Source organism: Pseudomonas sediminis (assembly GCF_002741105.1).
Classification (GTDB): domain Bacteria; phylum Pseudomonadota; class Gammaproteobacteria; order Pseudomonadales; family Pseudomonadaceae; genus Aquipseudomonas; species Aquipseudomonas sediminis.
This window is the reverse complement of sequence record NZ_NIQU01000002.1, coordinates 1-17,807: the sequence shown is the minus strand read 5'-3', so window position 1 is coordinate 17,807 and position 17,807 is coordinate 1. Positions and strand designations below refer to the sequence as shown.

Here is a 17,807-nt window from a genome sequence, read left to right as displayed (position 1 = left end):
CTTGATCATTGAGATCAATAGATTTTCATTTGGATTCAAGGAGATAGGCTTATGTCTACTGTCATGAAAGATTCCCGCTCCAGCAGCGTCTTCGACGGCCCGTACTACCTGTCCATCGCGGGTGAGTTGGTCGCCACCGATGCGCATTTCGATGTGTTCAATCCGGCGACTGGCCAGGTATTCGCCAAGGCTCCGTCGGGTTCACCTGAGCAACTGGAGGCGGCGATCGCTGCTGCCAAGGATGCGTTCAAGACCTGGTCGGTCTTGAGCTACGACCAGCGCCAGCGCTATCTGGATGCCTATGCCGATGCGCTTTTGGAGCACCGCGATGAACTGGCTCGCTTGCTGACCTTGGAACAAGGCAAGCCGCTGAAAACCATGGCCGAACCGGAAGTCGACCAGGCGATCTCGTGGATTCGCCAGATTGCTGCGCGGCGTATTCCGGTGGAGATCGTCGAGGAGAACGATAGCCACATCGTGGAGCTGCATCACACGCCGCTGGGTGTGGTCGGCGCGATCACGCCGTGGAATTTCCCGGTGCTGCTGGCACTGTGGAAAGTGGCGCCCGCGCTGATCACCGGCAACACCATGGTCATCAAACCGTCGCCATTCACACCCCTCACCACCTTGCGCTTTGGGCAGATTGCTCAGTCCGTGCTGCCTGCTGGTGTGCTTTCAGTGGTTTCAGGTGGCAATGAACTGGGCCCGCAAATGACCGCTCACCCGGATATCGCCAAGATCAGCTTCACCGGCTCCACCGAGACCGGCAAGCATGTCATCCGTTCGGCTGCAGGCACCGTCAAGCGGCTGACCATGGAGATGGGCGGCAACGACGCGGCAATCGTCATGCCTGATGCCGACTGGCAAGCGATCATCCCGCAACTGTATTGGGGTGCCGTCGGTAACTCGGGGCAATGGTGCGTGGGTATCAAGCGCCTCTACGTGCACAGCAGTTATCGCAAAGAGTTCGTGGCAGCGTTCGTCGAGTATGCGCAGCAGCAGATTATGGGTGACGGTCTCGACCCGAACGTCACCGTCGGCCCCGTGCAGAACAAGATGCAGTACGACAAGGTTCGTAGCTTCCTGGATGACATCAAGGCCAACGGCTACAAGGTGGTATTGGGCGGTGAGGTAGACGAGAGCCGCCCTGGCTATTTCATCCCGGTAACCGTGGTCGACAACCCGCCAGAGAATTCGATGATCGTGCAGCAGGAGCAGTTCGGGCCGATCGTGCCGATCATCGCCTACGACGACGTCGACGATGTCGTCGCCCGCGCGAACGACAGCCCATTCGGCCTGGGTGGTTCGGTCTGGGGGCGTGATACCCAGGCAGCGGTGGCCGTGGCCAATCGCCTGGAAACCGGGATGGTCTGGGTCAACGAGATCCACACTCAGGGCATCGATATTCCTTTCGGTGGCCACAAGCAATCGGGTATCGGCACTGAGCACGGCCATGAGGGGCGCCTGCTGTTCACCAACCCGAAAACCGTGTTGATCAAGAAGTAACGCCTGAGCGGCCTCTCGAGCAGAGGGGCCGCACTCCCACTCATCAAGCCCATTGGGCGCCAGGTGCGTCCATTCGCGCCCGTGCGCCTGTCGATAACTGCAGTCGCCTGAACAACAGGATAGAAATCATGAAACATGCTGCTCTGTTTACCCCCATCGACATGGGGCGTATCACTCTCAAGAACCGCATCGTGCTGCCGCCGTTGACTCGCCAGCGTAGCGCCCAGCCAGGCGATATCGCGACTGATCTGATGGCCACTTATTACCGCCAACGGGCCGGTGCCGGTTTCATGGTCAGTGAGGGCACCCAGATCGAATCGCGTGGCCAAGGCTACGCCTGGACGCCCGGTATCTACAGCCAGGCTCAGATCGATGGCTGGCGCAAGGTGACCGAAGCGGTGCATGCCGAAGGTGGTGTGATCTTCGCTCAGCTCTGGCACGTCGGTCGCGTTTCCCATAACGCGCTTCAGCCTGACGGGCAGGCGCCCGTGGCGCCATCCGCCATTCAGGCGCAGAAGGTCAAGGCGTTCATTCAGACCGGCCCTGGTGTCGGCGAGTTGGTGCAGCCGTCGCTTCCTCGCGCACTGGAACTGGCTGAAATCCGCGACCTGGTCGGGCAGTACGCCCAGGCGGCACGCAATGCCATCGACGCCGGTTTCGATGGCGTGGAAATTCACGCAGCCAACGGTTATCTGGTCAACCAGTTCATCTCCGCACATTCCAACCAGCGCGATGATGCTTACGGTGGCTCGCTGGAGAACCGTCTGCGCTTCCTGCGCGAGATCGTAGACGCCGTGGCCGCTGCCGTAGGCGCAGATCGCCTTGGTGTGCGCTTCACCCCATTGTTCACCGGCACCGATCAGGACCGGGTGTACATCGGTCTGGTCGAAGAGGACCCGCACACCACCTATATCGAAGCAATCAAGGTGCTGGAGGCAGCAGGTGTGGCCTATGTGTCGATCGCCGAGGCGGACTGGGACAACGCACCGGATCTGCCCGAGAGCTTCCGCCGCGACGTACGCACGAGCTTCAGCGGGAAGATTCTCTACGCTGGTCGTTATACCGCCGAGCGTGGTGAGCGGCTGATCGAGGCCGGGCTCGCCGACCTGATCGCATTCGGTCGTCCCTTCATCGCCAACCCCGATCTGCCTGCACGCATCGCCAATGGCTGGCCGCTCAACCCGCTGGATCCTGCCACTGTCTATGGGGGCGCGGAGAAGGGCCTGACGGACTACCCGAGTTACTCGGGCTGAGGTTCACATCTGGCGACTAGTCCTCGACGAGAGTGCCGAGGACTAGCTGCTCACTGCGTAGGAAGTCTTCGTCATGTCTGTCAAATCCGTACCGATCAAACGCGATGTTACGCCTGGTCTGGCGTATCCGGCCTTAGCTGGCAGCGACGTCCGTGCTCCGTCAGTCGCAGCGGTGGTCCTGTGTATCCTGCTCGTCGCGCTCACGCTGCGCCCGGGCATCGTTTCCATGGGACCATTGCTGACCACCATCATCGACGAGTTGGGATTGACTCACACCCAGGCCTCGCTGCTGACCGCGATTCCTACCTTGCTGATGGGATTGCTGGCATTGCCCGCACCCTGGCTGGCGCATCGATTTGGGCGTGACCGGATCATCCTGTTGGCGCTGATCGTGCTGGGCGTCGCGATCATCTTGCGTGCGCTGGCTGGCTCCATAGGGCAGTTGTTCGCCAGTACTGCGGCAGTCGGGGCCGGTATCGCGGTCGCCGGCACGCTGTTTTCCAGTTACGTGAAGGCGCGCTCGCCGAATCGTATCGCGCTGTTCATGGGCATTTATGCAACGGCCATCGGCTTGGGTAGCACGGTCGCTGCGGTGGCGACCGGGCCGATCGATCAGTGGATTGGTGATTGGCGTTGGGCGGGCGGTTTCTGGGTACTGCCGGCACTGTTGGCGATCATGGCCTGGGTGGGCATTGAGCACCGGAGCCTGAGAACGCCGGTCTCTACCTCTTCGACCCAGATGCCCAGGATGCCGCTACGCAATCCCACGGCCTGGCTGATCGCACTGTTCTTCTCCTGCAACAACCTGGTGTTCTACGCCCTGATTGCCTGGCTGGCACCGATGTATATCGAGCGTGGCGAGAGCGCCAGTTCGGCTGGCTTGATCCTGGCCAGTTATACCCTGGGGTTCATGCTGGCCAACCCGGTGTTTGGCTTGCTCAGCCGCAGCGATGATCGACGTCTGTTGCTTGCCGCGAGCTCCAGTATCGTCTTGCTGGGCAGCCTGGCGATGGCCGTTGCGCCTGATGCCATGCCGCTGGTGACTGCCGCGATTGCCGCTTTTGGCACCGGAGGTGCCTTCACCCTGGGCATGACCTTGCCGCTGGACAATGCTTCGACTCCTGAGGAGGCTGGCGCCTGGACTGCTTTTGTGATGTTGCAGAGTTATCTGGTCGGCGCTGCCGGTCCGTTGCTCATGGGATATCTGCGCGATAGCGCGGGCCACTTCCAGTCGGCCTTGTGGCTGCTGGTGGCAGTAGGGGTGCTGATGTTGATGGTGACCCCGTTCTTGCAGCCTTACCGTAATCGCAGGCTGAAAGAGTGTTGCTGTGGTTGATGTTTTGATTGCAGATTTGACCTGCAACTCGATCAAGGCGGGGGGCGATGAGGTCGTTGCTGCTATCTGGCAAGCAGGAGCAAGCGCCTTTGTCTTTCATGTCGACTTTGTCGATGCGCCGGTGACTCTGGCCTTGTTCGAAGCAGTCGATGCGCAAATCATTGAGCGAACAGGTAGCAATCGCTGGATATTCGGGTCAATCGCTGGAGCTGCCGGCTGAGGCGACCTTGCGGATACGACGTCAGGCAACTGAGACAGGCTATTCGCGGTGCGCGCTCGGGGGCTGTTCTTCGTGATGCAGTCGGCGTTGAGCCGTCTTTCCGAGGGGGCAGCGCCAGTAGCTGCTGGGCCGCTATCAAAAGATCAGCACCTGTAAGCCTTGGCTTGAGGTTATTGAACTGGGTGGGTGCGTCATTCCAGGCCGACATCTCTCTCAGAGAAATCAGCGTCTACCAGGGTAGAGCCTCCCCTCGTTTCTCTACCAGAAAGTCGATCAATGCACGCATCTTGGCGGGCATTTGTTCCCGTGAGGATACGTACAGGCAGAAGGCAGCATGGTGATAGGTCCAATCGTGCAGGACGCGCACCAGGCGACCCTCTGCCAGTGGTCGCTGGATGGCAATGTCGACGATCTGCATCAGCCCAAGTCCCTGAAGGGCAGCCCGAGTCATGCAGCCATCGTCGTTGACGGTCAGGCTTCCGGTTACCGCTTGAGTGAAGTGGCCTCCGTTCTTGCCGGGCTCGGTGAAGTCCCAGTCATGCAATGCACCGCTGCCCGCGAACCGATAGTTGATGCAGTTGTGCGTGGCCAGATCCGCGGGTGTCTTCGGGGTGCCATACCGTTCGAGATAGGCCGGGGATGCCACAACCGCCATGGATAGAGGCGGGCTGATCGGTACGGCGACCACATGCTCAGCCAGCGCCTGCCCCAGTCGTATGCCTGCGTCGCATCCGTCGGCGATGATATTCGACAGACCATCTGCCATGACCAGTTCGAGTGCCACCTTCGGGAAGCGCGCGTAAAACTCTGTCAGATGCGGTTCGATCAGGGCCTTGGCGGCCAGGCGTGATGTGTTGATCCGGATTAGGCCGGAGGGTACCCCTAGTGCGTCGCCAAGATTACGAATGGCAGATTCGATCTCGCCAAGACTGGGCCGCAGGGTGTCGAACAATTGCTGTCCCGCTTCGGTCAGGGACATGTGTCGTGTGGTGCGGTTTATCAACCTCACCCCTAGCTCCTGCTCCAAAGCCTTGAGGTTTTGCGATAGCGCCGCGCGCGAAACCCCCATGGCCTCTGCTGCACGCGAAAAGCTGCGGTGCTGGGCTATGTGGGCAAACCACGCAAGCGAGGGGAGCAGTGATGGAGTCATGCACGTATTGTAAATAAATACTTAACACTGATGTGGGTTTTTGGCTCTTTTTCAAGATCAATCGTCGGCGTAACGTCATTTCCATCGAGCAAGCAACTGCGTACACCAACGTGCGCCGACGTGTACCGCTCACGTCTCCATCCCTCTTCTCACAGGAAGGAACATGCCATGGCAAACATGCCTCTGCGCATCGGCATCATCGGCGCTGATATTCGGGCCAGTTGGGCCGGCGCCTCCCACATTCCCGCCATCCAGGCGCAACCAGGACTGAAACTTGCGGCTGTCGCTACCCGCAAGGAAGAAAGTGCCAAGGCGGCCGCCGATGCCTTCGGTGCCGAACGCTGGTACGCGAACCCGTACGATCTCATCTGCGACGACAGCATCGATATTGTCACCGTTGCGGTGAAAGTACCGGCGCATAGGGACCTGGTTCTGGCAGCTCTGAAGGCTGGCAAAGCCGTGTATTGCGAAGCCCCGCTGGGCGCGACGTTGGCAGAGACTGAAGAAATGGCCGCGGCCACGGGATCGCTGCATACCGCGATCGGACTGCAGGGTCGGTTGAACCCTTCTGTAAGGCGCGCCATCGAGATTATCGCGTCGGGCAAGCTCGGAACATTGCTCTCGGCGGACGTGAAAGCCACCACATTCGGCTACGGCCCGACCACGCTTAGCAACTACGACTATTTCAACAAGGCCGCATCCGGGGCGAGCTTTCTGACCATCACGGTCGCGCATGTGCTCGACGTGGTCGAGGCTGTACTAGGCCCCATCACTGAGGTCGATGCGCGGACAAAACTCATCTGGCCGACCGTCAGTGTGGTCGATACCGGCGAAACATCTCACCGTGAAATTGCCGATCACCTGGACCTGATCGGCGAAACGAGCCAGGGCGCTTCGGTGTCCGTGCAGGTCCTCGCAGGCATTGAAAACGACCCGCAGTTCGTGATGGAGGTCCGCGGATCGAAAGGCACGCTCATGCTGCGCGGCCATCACCTGGCAGGCGTCCAGGTTGGGGACCTGACTCTTTCGGCAAGTGTGCCGTTTGCATTGCCCGACATCCCCGTCGCAACGGGGAACAGCCCGACGGCCGACGAGTTTTGGGCCGGCGCAGCAATCAATGTGGGCGAGGTTTACGCAAGTCTTGCACGCGACCTCAGGATGGGCACGTACCACACCCCAGGTTTCGCCCACGCATTGCACAGCAGCCAACTGATCGCAGCGGTCGAGCGTGCCGCCGTGACAGGGCAAAGACAGCTGGTCCCGAACGCCCTGTGCTTGGAGCGTGCGGCAGCAGTTCGATAACGACCCTATCTTGCGCCCCTATTCGGCAACAGACGATCAACCGACGAAACGACCACAAGCGAGGAGACTTTCATGAGCGAGATCCCCCTGACCAGTATCAGTAGACGCAGCATGTTGATGACGGCAGCAGCAGGCGTTGCCGCCGCCACGCTCCCCAGCTTAGCTGCGGCTGCGAAACAAACCGATATTGCCGGAGAGCAGAATGGCGCTGCACGAGCAGCGGAGTTGCAGGGCAAGCGCGCCTTGGTGACGGGGGCCTCGCGCGGGATCGGTGCAGGTATTGCTCTCGCGCTGGCTGACAGAGGCGCCGATGTCGCGATCACCTTTTTGAACTCGCCGGAACGTGCCGCCGAAGTGGTTCGCATGATCGAAGCCAAAGGTCGGCGTGCCGTCGCCATTCGAGCCGACAGTGCGGACCCTGCTGCGGTACGGCGGTCGGTCGAAGAGACGATCGGCGGTCTTGGTGGGCTGGATGTTCTTGTCAACAACGTGGGCATCTCCAGAGACGGCACATTTGCGGAGATGAGCCTCGAAGACATAGATGCGCTGCTACACGTAAACACGCGAGCCGCCGTGCTCGCTTCCCAGGCAGCCCTGCCTCATCTGAAGCGGGGCGCGCGCATCATCACTATTGGCTCCTGCGTTGCCGAACGCGTGCCTTTTCCCGGGTTGACCGTGTACTCGATGACGAAGTCCGCAATGCTGGCATTGACGCGAGGGCTTGCCCGCGATCTTGGCCCACAGGGGATCACTGTCAACCTGGTACAACCTGGGCCGATCGACACCGATCAGAATCCGGCGAATGGCCCCTGGGCGGACATCAATCGACAGTTCACCGCACTGGGACGCTATGGCACGCCAGCTGATATCGCCGCCGCCGTCACCTTCCTGGCGAGTCCGGCCGCCAGCTTCATGACTGGGTCTGTAATCACAGTGGATGCGGGCTTCAATGCGTAAAGAAATGAGGGGCAGCAGAAGTCGATTCACCGCCGCCCCCGTTTCGGCTGGTATTGATAATGAAATCGGCGAGTAAGTCACGTGAGCGAGGACTTGAGGGTTTTGAGCTGGGTGGAAACTCATTTTGGCGTGCGGTACCAAGTGCTGGAGCGATGAGCACCAGAGCATCAAGGGTGTGTCCATTGGACTCGAACATGCTCAAGCGGACTGTGCCGTCATAAGCTCGCTCCAGCCATCCATCCGCATGTTCATGAGGATTAGAAAAGCTGGAGCTGTCCACTACGATTTGACAGTGAGGAAATAGCGTCTAGGTTCAAGAACGAGCCTAACGTGCTCGTCTTACTCACTTACAAGGAACGTTAAAATGATGAAAATCTACCTTTCCTCCGTGCTATTCGCCGTTCTCACCTCCCTCTCCCTCGCTGCTTCGGCAGTAGAAACCTCGAAGACCGAACCAGCCAAGTCGGCCTCTGTGCAGGTTGCCCAGGCGGTCACCGTTAATCTGAATACCGCTGATGCCGAGACTCTCCAGCGCGAGTTGGCGGGTATCGGAGCAACCAAGGCGCAGGCAATCGTGGCTTATCGTGAGGCTCACGGTAACTTCGCTTCGGTTGACGAGTTGCTTGAGGTCAAAGGTATCGGTGAGGCGACTCTGGATAAGAATCGCGACAAACTCATGGTTGATTGACGCCTGTAGCTGTCGTTACCACCAAGGCCGGTCGTTGACCGGCCTTTTCGTTTTGGATCGCTCTCAAATGCTTCAGGTCGCTTGTGACATAGCCGTTGATGACGCACCTTGTCGTCAAATGCTGGCAAACTTGCGCTTCGATTTTCGACAGGAGTCAGTCGATGCCCGCCAGCCCGGAGCTGTCCCCCGGCCTTATCGTCATTCACGGCAATCACCTCGAAGAGCTGCGTGCGCTGGCGGTGCAGTGGATGCGGCGCTATCCATTGCGGCCGCTGGAGAATGAGGTACTGCTGGTGCAGAGCAACGGCATCGCCCAGTGGCTCAAGCTGGCGTTGGCCGAGCGTGACGGCTGTGGCATCGCGGCGGCGCTGGACGTTGACCTGCCGGCGCGTTTTCTCTGGCAGGCGTACCGCAACGTCTTAGGCAAGGACGCGATTCCACAGCAGTCGCCCCTGGATAAGGCGCCGCTGACCTGGCGCCTGATGCGCCTGTTGCCGGGCCTGCTGGCCGAGGAGGCGTTTGCGCCCTTGCGCCGCTTTCTCGCCGATGACCAGGATCTGCGCAAGCGCCACCAACTGGCCGAGCGCCTGGCCGATCTGTTCGACCAGTACCAGGTCTACCGCGCCGACTGGCTGGCTGACTGGGCGGCGGGGCAGGATCGCCTGCGCACCTCGCGCGGCGGCGAAAGGGTGCTGGAGGGCGACTCCCGTTGGCAACCCGCGCTGTGGCGCGCCTTGCTCGCGGACGTTGGCGAGCAGCATCTGGCCGAGAGCCGCGCCGGCGTGCATCCGCGTTTCGTCGCTCGAATGGGCGAACTGGATGCAGCGCCGTCCGGACTGCCCCGGCGCATCACCGTTTTCGGTATTTCCTCATTGCCGGCCCAGGTGCTGGAAGCGCTGGCGGCCATGGCGCGTTTCAGCCAGGTCATGCTCTACGTGCACAACCCCTGTCAGCACCACTGGGGCGATATCGTCGAAGACAAGGATCTGCTGCGCCACGAATACCGCCGTCAGCAGCGCAAGGGCAAACCAAGCGCCCAGATCGGTCTGTTCGAGAAGGAGGACATGCACCAGCACGGGCAGCCGCTGCTCGCTGCCTGGGGCAAGCAGGGGCGTGACTACATCAACCTGCTGGATCAGTACGACGAGCCGCAGCGTTACCGTGAGCAGTTCGAACGCATCGACCTGTTCAGCCCGGCCAGTGAGAGCTGCCTGCTTGGCCAGTTGCAGAACGACATCCTCGACCTGCGTCCGCTGGCGGAAACGCGTAGCACCTGGCCGCCGGTCGACCCGAAACGTGATCATTCGTTGCGTTTTCACATCGCCCACAGTGCTCAGCGCGAAGTGGAAATTCTCCACGATCAGTTGCTGGCCAGTTTCAGCGAGGACGCCACGCTAAGGCCGCGCGACGTGATCGTCATGGTGCCGGACGTCAATGCCTACGCACCGCATATCCAGGCCGTGTTCGGCCAGTTCGCCAGCGACGACCCGCGCTTCATTCCCTTCACCCTGGCCGACCAGGGGCTGCGCGGTAAGGAGCCAATGATCATCGCGCTGGAGCATTTGCTGCGTCTGCCGGACAGCCGCTTCAGCGTCAGCGAGATTCTTGATCTGCTGGATGTCGCCGCGTTGCGTCAACGCTTCGCCATCGCCGAGGATCAGCTGCCGACGCTGCGCCGCTGGCTGGAGGGTGCCGGTGTGCGCTGGGGGCTGGACGCGACTCAGCGGCAATCGCTGGGCCTGGGTGAGAACCTGGAGCAGAACACCTGGCGTTTCGGCTTGCGGCGCATGCTGCTGGGCTACGCAGTGGGCTCGGCCGACGCCTTTGCCGGTATTGAACCTTACGACGAGATCGGCGGGCTCGATGCTGCGTTGATCGGCCCGGTAACGCGGCTGTTGGAAAGCCTCGACCGCCACCTGCAACAAATGCGTGAGCCGGCCACGCCGGGGCAGTGGGGCGAACGCTTGCGCAGCGTGCTCGACGATTTCTTCCTGCCACAAAACGACCGCGAAGACGTGCTCACGACTCAGTTGCTCGATGCGCTGGATGCCTGGCTGGAGCTGTGTGAGGCTGCGACGCTGGACGAAGCGCTGACTCTGCCAGTGGTGCGCGAAGCCTGGCTCGGCGGGCTCGATCAGGGGCGGCTGAGTCAGCGCTTTCTCGCCGGGGCGGTTAATTTCTGCACCCTGATGCCGATGCGTGCGATTCCGTTCCGTCAGGTCTGCCTGCTGGGCATGAACGATGGCGACTATCCGCGCAGTCAGGCGCCGCTGGATTTCGACCTGATGGCTGGTGATTACCGCCCCGGTGACCGCTCGCGCCGCGAAGATGACCGCTACCTGCTGCTTGAAGCACTGCTGGCAGCGCGTGATCGTCTCTACATCAGTTGGGTAGGGCGCAGCATTCGTGATAACAGCGAGCGTCCGCCTTCCGTGTTGGTCGGTCAGTTGCGCGACCATCTTGGTAGTGCCTGGACGCTGGCCGATGGCTGCGACGTTCTGCATGGCCTGACCACCGAGCATCCCTTGCAGCCTTTCAGCCGCCGTTACTTCGATGGCGAGGCGCAACTGTTCAGTTATGCCCACGAGTGGGCGGAACTACATGACCAGGCCTCGGCGCGCGAGAGCGCTACCTCCCTGCCGGCCTGGGAAGAGGGGCAACAGCTCAGGCCCGAACTGTTGCAGTCGTTCCTGCGTGACCCGGTGAAGTGTTTTTTCACCCGCCGCCTCAAGGTGTTTCTCGATGAACAAGAGCAGGCGCAGCTCGACAGCGAGCCGTTCGCCCTCGACGGTCTGCAGCGTTACCAGTTGCAGGAAACCTTGCTCAAGGCGGCGGTAGCAGGCGACGGGGACCACGACGATGCGCTGAGGGCGGCAGCTGATCGCCTGCAACGCAGTGGTGTCCTGCCGCTGGCTGGTTTTGGCGAACAGTATCGAAACGCCTTGCTGGAGCCGCTGCCGGCGCAGTTGCGGCGTTATCAGGGGCTCTGCCTGTGCTGGCCGACCCCGGTCGAGTCGCCACAGCGTCTGCTCTTCAGTGCAGCCGGTGTTGAGCTCGATGGCTGGCTCGCCGGGCTGCGACAGAGGGCCGATGGCAGCCTGGCGCGCCTGGAGCTGCTGCCGGGCGCACTGCACAAGGACAAGAGTTGGAAATGGCATCGCCTTCTGCGCCCCTATGCGCTGCATGTCATCGCGTCGGCCTGCGGTGTACCGCTGACCACCTTGCTGGTCGGCGAGGATCGCAGCTTGGCGTTCGAGCCCCTACCTGCTGAGCAGGCAGCCGGTGTGCTGAGCACTTGGCTGCAAGCCTGGAGCGCCGGCATGCAGGCACCTCTGCCGGTCGCCCTGAAAACCTCGTTGGCCTGGTTGCAGGACAACAACGAGGACAAGGCCCGCAGTGTCTACGAGGGCGGCTACAACCTCACAGGTGAAGTTCAGGGCAGCGCCAGTCTGGCCAGGCAGTTCCCGGATTACGCCGCGCTTACCGACGATGGTCAGTTTCCGGCATGGAGCGAGCAGCTCTACCTGCCTTTGCTCGACAGTCATCCCCAGGCGCTCGAGGAGGGCGCAGCATGAGCCAACAGCGCCCACTGGCCCTGACGTTTCCCCTGCACGGCAGCCGCTTGATCGAGGCCAGCGCTGGTACAGGCAAGACCTTTACCATTTCCGCGCTCTACCTGCGGCTTATTCTAGGCCATGGCGGCGACGCCGCGTTCCGCGAGGCGCTGCTACCGCCGCAGATTCTGGTGGTGACCTTCACCGATGCGGCCACTCGCGAACTGCGCGATCGAATTCGTGCGCGTCTAGTCGAGGCCGCGACCGTATTTCGCGGTGATGCCCAGGGCGATGACCTGCTGCGTGAGCTACGTGGTGATTTCGCCCAGACGCAGTGGGACGAGTGCGCCCGCCGCCTGGAGTTGGCAGCGCAGTGGATGGACGAGGCCGCCGTGTCCACCATTCACGGCTGGTGTCAGCGCATGCTGCGTGAGCATGCCTTCGACAGCGGCAGCCTGTTCAGTCAGACCCTGGAGACTGACCACAGTGAACTGTTGGCCGAGGTGGTGCGCGACTATTGGAGGCAGAACTGCTATCCGCTGCAGGGCGTCGCGCTGCAATGGGTGGCAAGCGTCTGGGGGACGCCGGATGGTCTTGGCGTCAGGTTGCGTCCCTTGCTGGGCGAGGAGAGTGAGGGGACGGCGCAGTCGTTGGGCGAGTTGCTCGATCACGCGCTGCAGCAGCGTGATCAGGCGCTGGTCGAGCTCAAGTCGCCTTGGCTGGCCTGGGCAGAGGAGCTGCAGCTGTTGCTGGATGCAGCTGTGGCGGCCAAGCAAGTGGACGGCAAGAAAATCCAGGCGCGCTTCTACAACCCCTGGCTGGCCAAGTTGCGTGAGTGGGCTGGTGGCGAAGAGTCGCGTCTCGACCTGGGCACAGGCTTCACTCGCCTGACCCCCGACGGCCTGGCCGAAGCCTGGAAGGGCGAGGCGCCTGATCATCCCGCGCTGGATGCCATGGCTGTACTCAAGGCGCAACTCGATGCGTTGCCTGATCCCGCTGAGGCGGCTTTGCGCCACGCTGCAGCCTGGGTTCGCCAGCGCTTCGACTGGGAGAAACGCCAGCGCGCGGAGATGGGCTTCGACGACATGCTCGTGCGTTTGGACGCTGCCCTGCAAGGCAGCAATGGCCCGCGCCTGGCCGAGGTGATCCGCCGCCAGTTCCCGGTGGCAATGATCGATGAATTCCAGGACACCGACCCGCTGCAGTACCGCATCTTCGATACGCTCTACGAGGTCGAAGCCAATCGCGACGACTGCGGCCTGTTCATGATCGGTGACCCCAAGCAGGCCATCTATTCCTTCCGTGGCGCCGACATTCACACCTACCTGCGCGCGCGCCGGGCCACGTTCGGTCGGCATTACAATCTGGAAAAGAACTTCCGCTCCAGTCAGGCCATGGTCGATGCCGTTAATGGCGTTTTCCTGCGGGCTGAACAGCGCGAGGGCGGTGAGGGTGCGTTTCTGCTGCGCGATGATCTGCCTTTTATCGAGGTGGGCGCGCAAGGTCGACGCGAAGTATGGAGTGTCGACGGCCAGGCGCAACCAGCCCTGACGGTGTGGCAATTGGAGAGCGACGAGCCGGTTGCCAAAGGCGCCTATCTGGATGCCTTGGCGGCGGGTGCAGCCAGCGAGATCGTGCGTCTGCTGGATCTGGGCCAGCGCGGGCAGGCCGGCTTTAGCAAGGATGGTGCGCTCAGTGCTCTGCGACCCAGCGACATCGCGGTGCTGGTGCGCGACTTCAACGAGGCACAGGCCATTCGCGGCGAGCTGTCGGCTCGTGGCGTGCGCAGCGTCTACCTCTCCGACAAGGACTCGGTGTTCGCCGCCCAGGAAGCACGCGACCTGTTGCTGTGGTTGCGCGCCTGTGCCGAGCCGGATCAGGATCGGCCGCTACGCGCAGCGCTGGCCAGCGCGACGTTGGGGCTGGCATTGAGTGAGCTGGAGCAGCTCAATCTCGACGAGCGCACCTGGGAGCGCCGCGTCATGCAGTTCCGCGACTACCGTCAGCGCTGGCAGCGCCAGGGCGTACTGCCGATGCTGCGTCAGTTGCTACAGGACTTCGAGCTGCCGCAACGGCTGATGGGGCGTGACTATGGCGAGCGAGTGCTGACCAATCTGTTGCATCTGGCGGAACTGCTGCAGCAGGCCGCCGCCGAACTCGATGGCGAGCTGGCGCTGATTCGGCACTTGAGCGAGCTGCTGGCTGGCGAGGTGCAGGCTGCCGATGAGCAGGTGCTGCGTCTGGAGAGTGACGAAGCACTGGTGCGCGTGGTGACCATCCACAAATCCAAGGGGCTGGAGTATCCCCTGGTTTTCCTGCCATTCATCTGTGCATTCCGCCCGGTGGATGACAAGAAGCCGCTGCAGATCCACGACGGCGAGCGCCGCCGACTGGTGCTCAAGGCCGATGAAGACAGCCTGGAACGCGCCGAGCGTGAGCGTCTGGGTGAAGATTTGCGCCTGCTTTACGTGGCGCTGACCCGTGCCCGCCATGCCTGCTGGCTGGGCGTGGCAGATCTGAAGATCGGTAACGGCAAAAAGTCGCGTCTGCATGAGTCGGCCTTGGGCTACCTGCTCGGTGGTGGCGTATCGCTGGGCGCCAGTGGCGAACTCGCCAACTGGCTCGCACCCTTTGCTGTTGGTCTGGAAAGCACCGTGGCGCCGGTACCGCCCGCCAGCGAGCAGCGCTATCGCATGATCGAAGATGAGCAGTTCGAGCCGCATTGGCGTACGCCAGTACGACGTGCCGCTGAGCATTGGTGGATCGCCTCCTACAGTGCGCTGCGCCTGGACGAGGATGCGCCCAGCCAGGTCAGTCGCCATGAAGACGCCGCGCCCGACAGTCCGGCGATGCAGAACGCCATCGACGATGAAGATCCTTTGCTGGCCCTGGCGCCACTGCCGGCACACGCCCAGGGGCTGCATCGCTTCCCGCGCGGGCCGAACCCGGGCACCTTCCTCCACGGTCTGATGGAAATGGCGGCGCAGGAAGGCTTCGCGATCCTGGCGCAGGATCCTCCGAAACTTCGCGAAACACTGGCGCGGCGCTGCCAGCGTCGCGGCCTGGAAAGCTGGATCGACCCGCTGCTGGACTGGTTGCTGGCGTTTCTGACTCAACCGCTGCCGCTGACTGGCACGGATGCCGTGGTGCTGGCGCAACTGACGCAATATCAGCCCGAGCTGGAGTTCTGGTTCGAAGCGCGTGGGGTCGATGTCAGGCTGCTGGATCAGTGGGTGCAGCAGTGCGAGTTGCCGGGTATCGCCAGGCAGCCGCTGCGGGCTGACACCCTCAACGGCATGTTCAAAGGTTTCATCGATCTGGTATTCGAACATCAGGGGCGTTACTACGTGGCGGATTACAAGTCCAACTGGCTCGGTAGCGACGATAGCGCCTACACCCGTGAAGCGATGGAAGTGGCCATCGCCAGCCACCGCTATGACCTGCAATACGTGCTCTATGTGCTGGCGCTGCACCGGCAACTGCGTCTGCGCCTGCCGGATTACGACTATGACCAGCATGTGGGGGGCGCGCTCTTCCTGTTCCTGCGTGCGCCGCAGCAGGGCGCCTACCTGGCGCGGCCGCCGCGCGAGCTGATCGAGCGATTGGACGCACTGTTCATGGGCGAAGCCGAGGAGGGCGCAGCATGAGTACGACCCTTGCGCCGGCGCTGCGTGATCGCGCCGAACTCTTTGCCTTGCTTTCTATATGGAGTGAGCGCGGCTGGCTACGTGAGCTGGATCGAGCGTTGGCACAGTTGTTCGCTGAACTGGATCCAGACGCTTCGCCCCTGTTGCTGCTCGGCGCCGCACTGGCCAGTCACCAATTGGGCCAGGGACATGTCTGTCTGGATCTGGCGGCGACCTTGGCCAACCCGGACTTCACCCTGTCCCTGCCGCCGGAAGGTGATGACGCGCAAGAGGCGATGATTCTGCCGTCCCAAGTGCTGGCGGGGCTAAGCCTGGAGTCCTGGCTGGCGGCCTGTGCCGGCAGCGCCTTGCTGGAGTCCGAGGGGGCGCCGTTGGTGCTCAGCGGCGCCTGTCTATATATGAGGCGTTACTGGAACTATGAGCGACAGGTAGCCGGCAACATCGCTCGGCGTCTGCAGGCGAGTGCCGCAGCGCCGTCCGATTTGGCCATGCGCCTGGCTTCACTCTTTCCTGATGCGCTGGTGGTGGACGGCAAGCGCCAGACCGACTGGCAGAAGCTGGCTTGTGCGATGGCCGCGCAAGGCCGCTTCACGCTGATCACCGGGGGGCCTGGAACCGGCAAAACGACCACGGTGGTGCGCTTGCTGGCATTGTTGCAGGAAGCTGCCATGGCCACTGGTGAACCGCTGCGCCTGAGCCTGGCTGCACCCACCGGCAAGGCTGCCGCGCGCCTGACCGAATCCATCGGTGCGCAAGTGCAATCCCTGGCGCTGGACGAGCGAGTGCGTGAGCAGATTCCGACGTTGGTGACGACACTGCATCGCTTGCTGGGCAGCCGTCCTGGCAGTCGTCATTTTCGTCACGATGCCGCCAATCCGTTGCCGCTGGACGTGTTGGTGGTCGACGAAGCCTCGATGATCGACCTGGAAATGATGGCCAGCCTGTTGGACGCGTTGCCGGCGCATGCGCGTCTGATTCTGCTGGGCGACAAGGATCAGCTCGCGTCCGTCGAGGCTGGTGCGGTATTGGGCGATCTGTGCCGAGAGGCGGAAAGCGGTGGCTATAGCGAGGCGACGCGCACCTGGCTGGAAAATCAGACGGGGCAGCGGCTTGAAGATCCTGCGCTGGTCGTAGGGGACAAGGCGCTGGCACAGCACATCGTCATGCTGCGTCACTCACGCCGCTTCGGCAGTGGCTCGGGTATCGGGCGTCTGGCGCGTGCAGTGAACCAGGGCGATGCGCAGACGGCTCGTGCGACGTTGGCAGCCGGTGCGGACGATCTGCATGTATTGCGTTTGTCTGGTGAGCAGGATCGTGCGCTGGAGCGATTCTTAATAGACGGGCAGGGCAGTGGTGAGCCTCGTCCTCAGGGGTATGCGCATTATTTGCGGACGATGCAGATGGAGCGTCCCGCTCCCGATGCTGATTCGCAAGCCTGGGATCGTTGGGCCGGTAAGGTGCTGGCGGCATTCGATCAGTTCCAGCTGCTTTGTGCGGTTCGCAAAGGTGCATGGGGCGTGGAGGCGCTCAACGAGCGTATCGCTGAAGCGTTGGTCCGGCGTGGACTCCTTGAGCAGGCGCATGGCTGGTATGAAGGTCGGCCTGTGCTCGTAACGCGCAATGACTACAGCCTGGGATTGATGAATGGCGATATCGGCATCGCGCTGCGCTTACCCGAGCCACCAGAGGTTCCGGGCGCACCCACGCGCCAGGTGTTGCGGGTGGTATTCCCACGCAATGATGGCAGCGGCGCCTTGCGCCATATCCTGCCGAGTCGTCTGAGCGCGGTGGAGACCGTGTTTGCCATGACCGTGCACAAGTCGCAGGGCTCTGAGTTCGCTCATTGCGCGCTGATTCTGCCTGATAGTCTCAATCCAGTGCTGACCAAGGAGCTGGTGTATACGGGTATCACGCGTGCCCGCCACTGGTTCAGCTTGATTGAAAGCCGAGCAGGTATCTTCGAGCAGGCCGTACAGCGACGTGTGGAACGTCGTAGCGGTCTGCGTGAGGCGCTCGAAGCGCTTTGAGTAATAAAACTGCAATTAAAGCTTGACGCGCATTCTGCTGGATGTAGAATGCGCGCCACTTCAGCGATGAAGCGCTTCAAAAACTTCTTGTTAATCAATAAGTTAAGTTGAATGAAGGGCTTGCAAAACTGGATCTGGCGTGTAGAATGCGCGCCGGTCGACAGGGT

The 17,807-nt window shown here is 61.9% G+C and carries 11 protein-coding genes; 10 read left to right on the top strand and 1 reads right to left on the bottom strand.

Annotated elements, in window-relative coordinates:
• Positions 1-51: 51 nt before the first annotated feature.
• The 4 genes from CDO35_RS05600 to CDO35_RS05585 all read left to right on the top strand — a co-directional run bounded on the left by CDO35_RS05600 (position 52) and on the right by CDO35_RS05585 (position 4,315).
• Positions 52-1,506 (top strand): aldehyde dehydrogenase family protein, encoded by a 1,455-nt coding sequence (locus CDO35_RS05600; protein ID WP_243699051.1) that lies wholly within the window; start codon positions 52-54, stop codon positions 1,504-1,506.
• A gap of 128 nt (positions 1,507-1,634) precedes the next feature.
• Positions 1,635-2,759, top strand: coding sequence for an alkene reductase (locus tag CDO35_RS05595; RefSeq protein WP_099522991.1), 1,125 nt, complete (start codon positions 1,635-1,637; stop codon positions 2,757-2,759).
• A gap of 73 nt (positions 2,760-2,832) precedes the next feature.
• Positions 2,833-4,095 (top strand): MFS transporter, encoded by a 1,263-nt coding sequence (locus CDO35_RS05590; protein WP_099522990.1) that lies wholly within the window; start codon positions 2,833-2,835, stop codon positions 4,093-4,095.
• Positions 4,088-4,315, top strand: coding sequence for a hypothetical protein (locus CDO35_RS05585; protein WP_079783569.1), 228 nt, complete (start codon positions 4,088-4,090; stop codon positions 4,313-4,315). The genes CDO35_RS05590 and CDO35_RS05585 overlap by 8 nt, the downstream gene beginning before the upstream one ends.
• A gap of 229 nt (positions 4,316-4,544) precedes the next feature.
• Here CDO35_RS05585 and CDO35_RS05580 read toward each other — a convergent pair whose 3' ends face one another.
• Positions 4,545-5,384, bottom strand: coding sequence for a LysR family transcriptional regulator (locus tag CDO35_RS05580; protein ID WP_243699056.1), 840 nt, complete (start codon positions 5,382-5,384; stop codon positions 4,545-4,547).
• Between the two features lie 249 nt (positions 5,385-5,633).
• Here CDO35_RS05580 and CDO35_RS05575 point away from each other — a divergent pair, with 249 nt between their 5' ends.
• From CDO35_RS05575 to recD, 6 genes are all read left to right on the top strand, one after another.
• A complete protein-coding gene (locus tag CDO35_RS05575) occupies positions 5,634-6,767 on the top strand; it encodes a Gfo/Idh/MocA family protein (protein ID WP_099522988.1) in 1,134 nt (377 codons plus the stop codon).
• Positions 6,768-6,839: 72 nt separating this feature from the next.
• The gene (locus CDO35_RS05570) at positions 6,840-7,724 is read left to right on the top strand and encodes an SDR family NAD(P)-dependent oxidoreductase (RefSeq protein WP_021490517.1); all 885 of its coding nucleotides are present in this window, start codon (positions 6,840-6,842) and stop codon (positions 7,722-7,724) included.
• 364 nt (positions 7,725-8,088) lie between these two features.
• Entirely contained in the window at positions 8,089-8,412 is a 324-nt protein-coding gene (locus CDO35_RS05565; RefSeq protein ID WP_099522987.1) for a ComEA family DNA-binding protein, read from the top strand.
• 161 nt (positions 8,413-8,573) lie between these two features.
• A complete protein-coding gene (gene recC / locus CDO35_RS05560) occupies positions 8,574-11,987 on the top strand; it encodes an exodeoxyribonuclease V subunit gamma (RefSeq protein ID WP_099522986.1) in 3,414 nt (1,137 codons plus the stop codon).
• A complete protein-coding gene (recB, locus tag CDO35_RS05555) occupies positions 11,984-15,613 on the top strand; it encodes an exodeoxyribonuclease V subunit beta (RefSeq protein ID WP_099522985.1) in 3,630 nt (1,209 codons plus the stop codon). The genes recC and recB overlap by 4 nt, the downstream gene beginning before the upstream one ends.
• Positions 15,610-17,640, top strand: coding sequence for an exodeoxyribonuclease V subunit alpha (gene recD, locus CDO35_RS05550; RefSeq protein ID WP_099522984.1), 2,031 nt, complete (start codon positions 15,610-15,612; stop codon positions 17,638-17,640). Before recB ends, recD begins: the two co-directional genes overlap by 4 nt.
• Positions 17,641-17,807 lie beyond the last annotated feature (167 nt).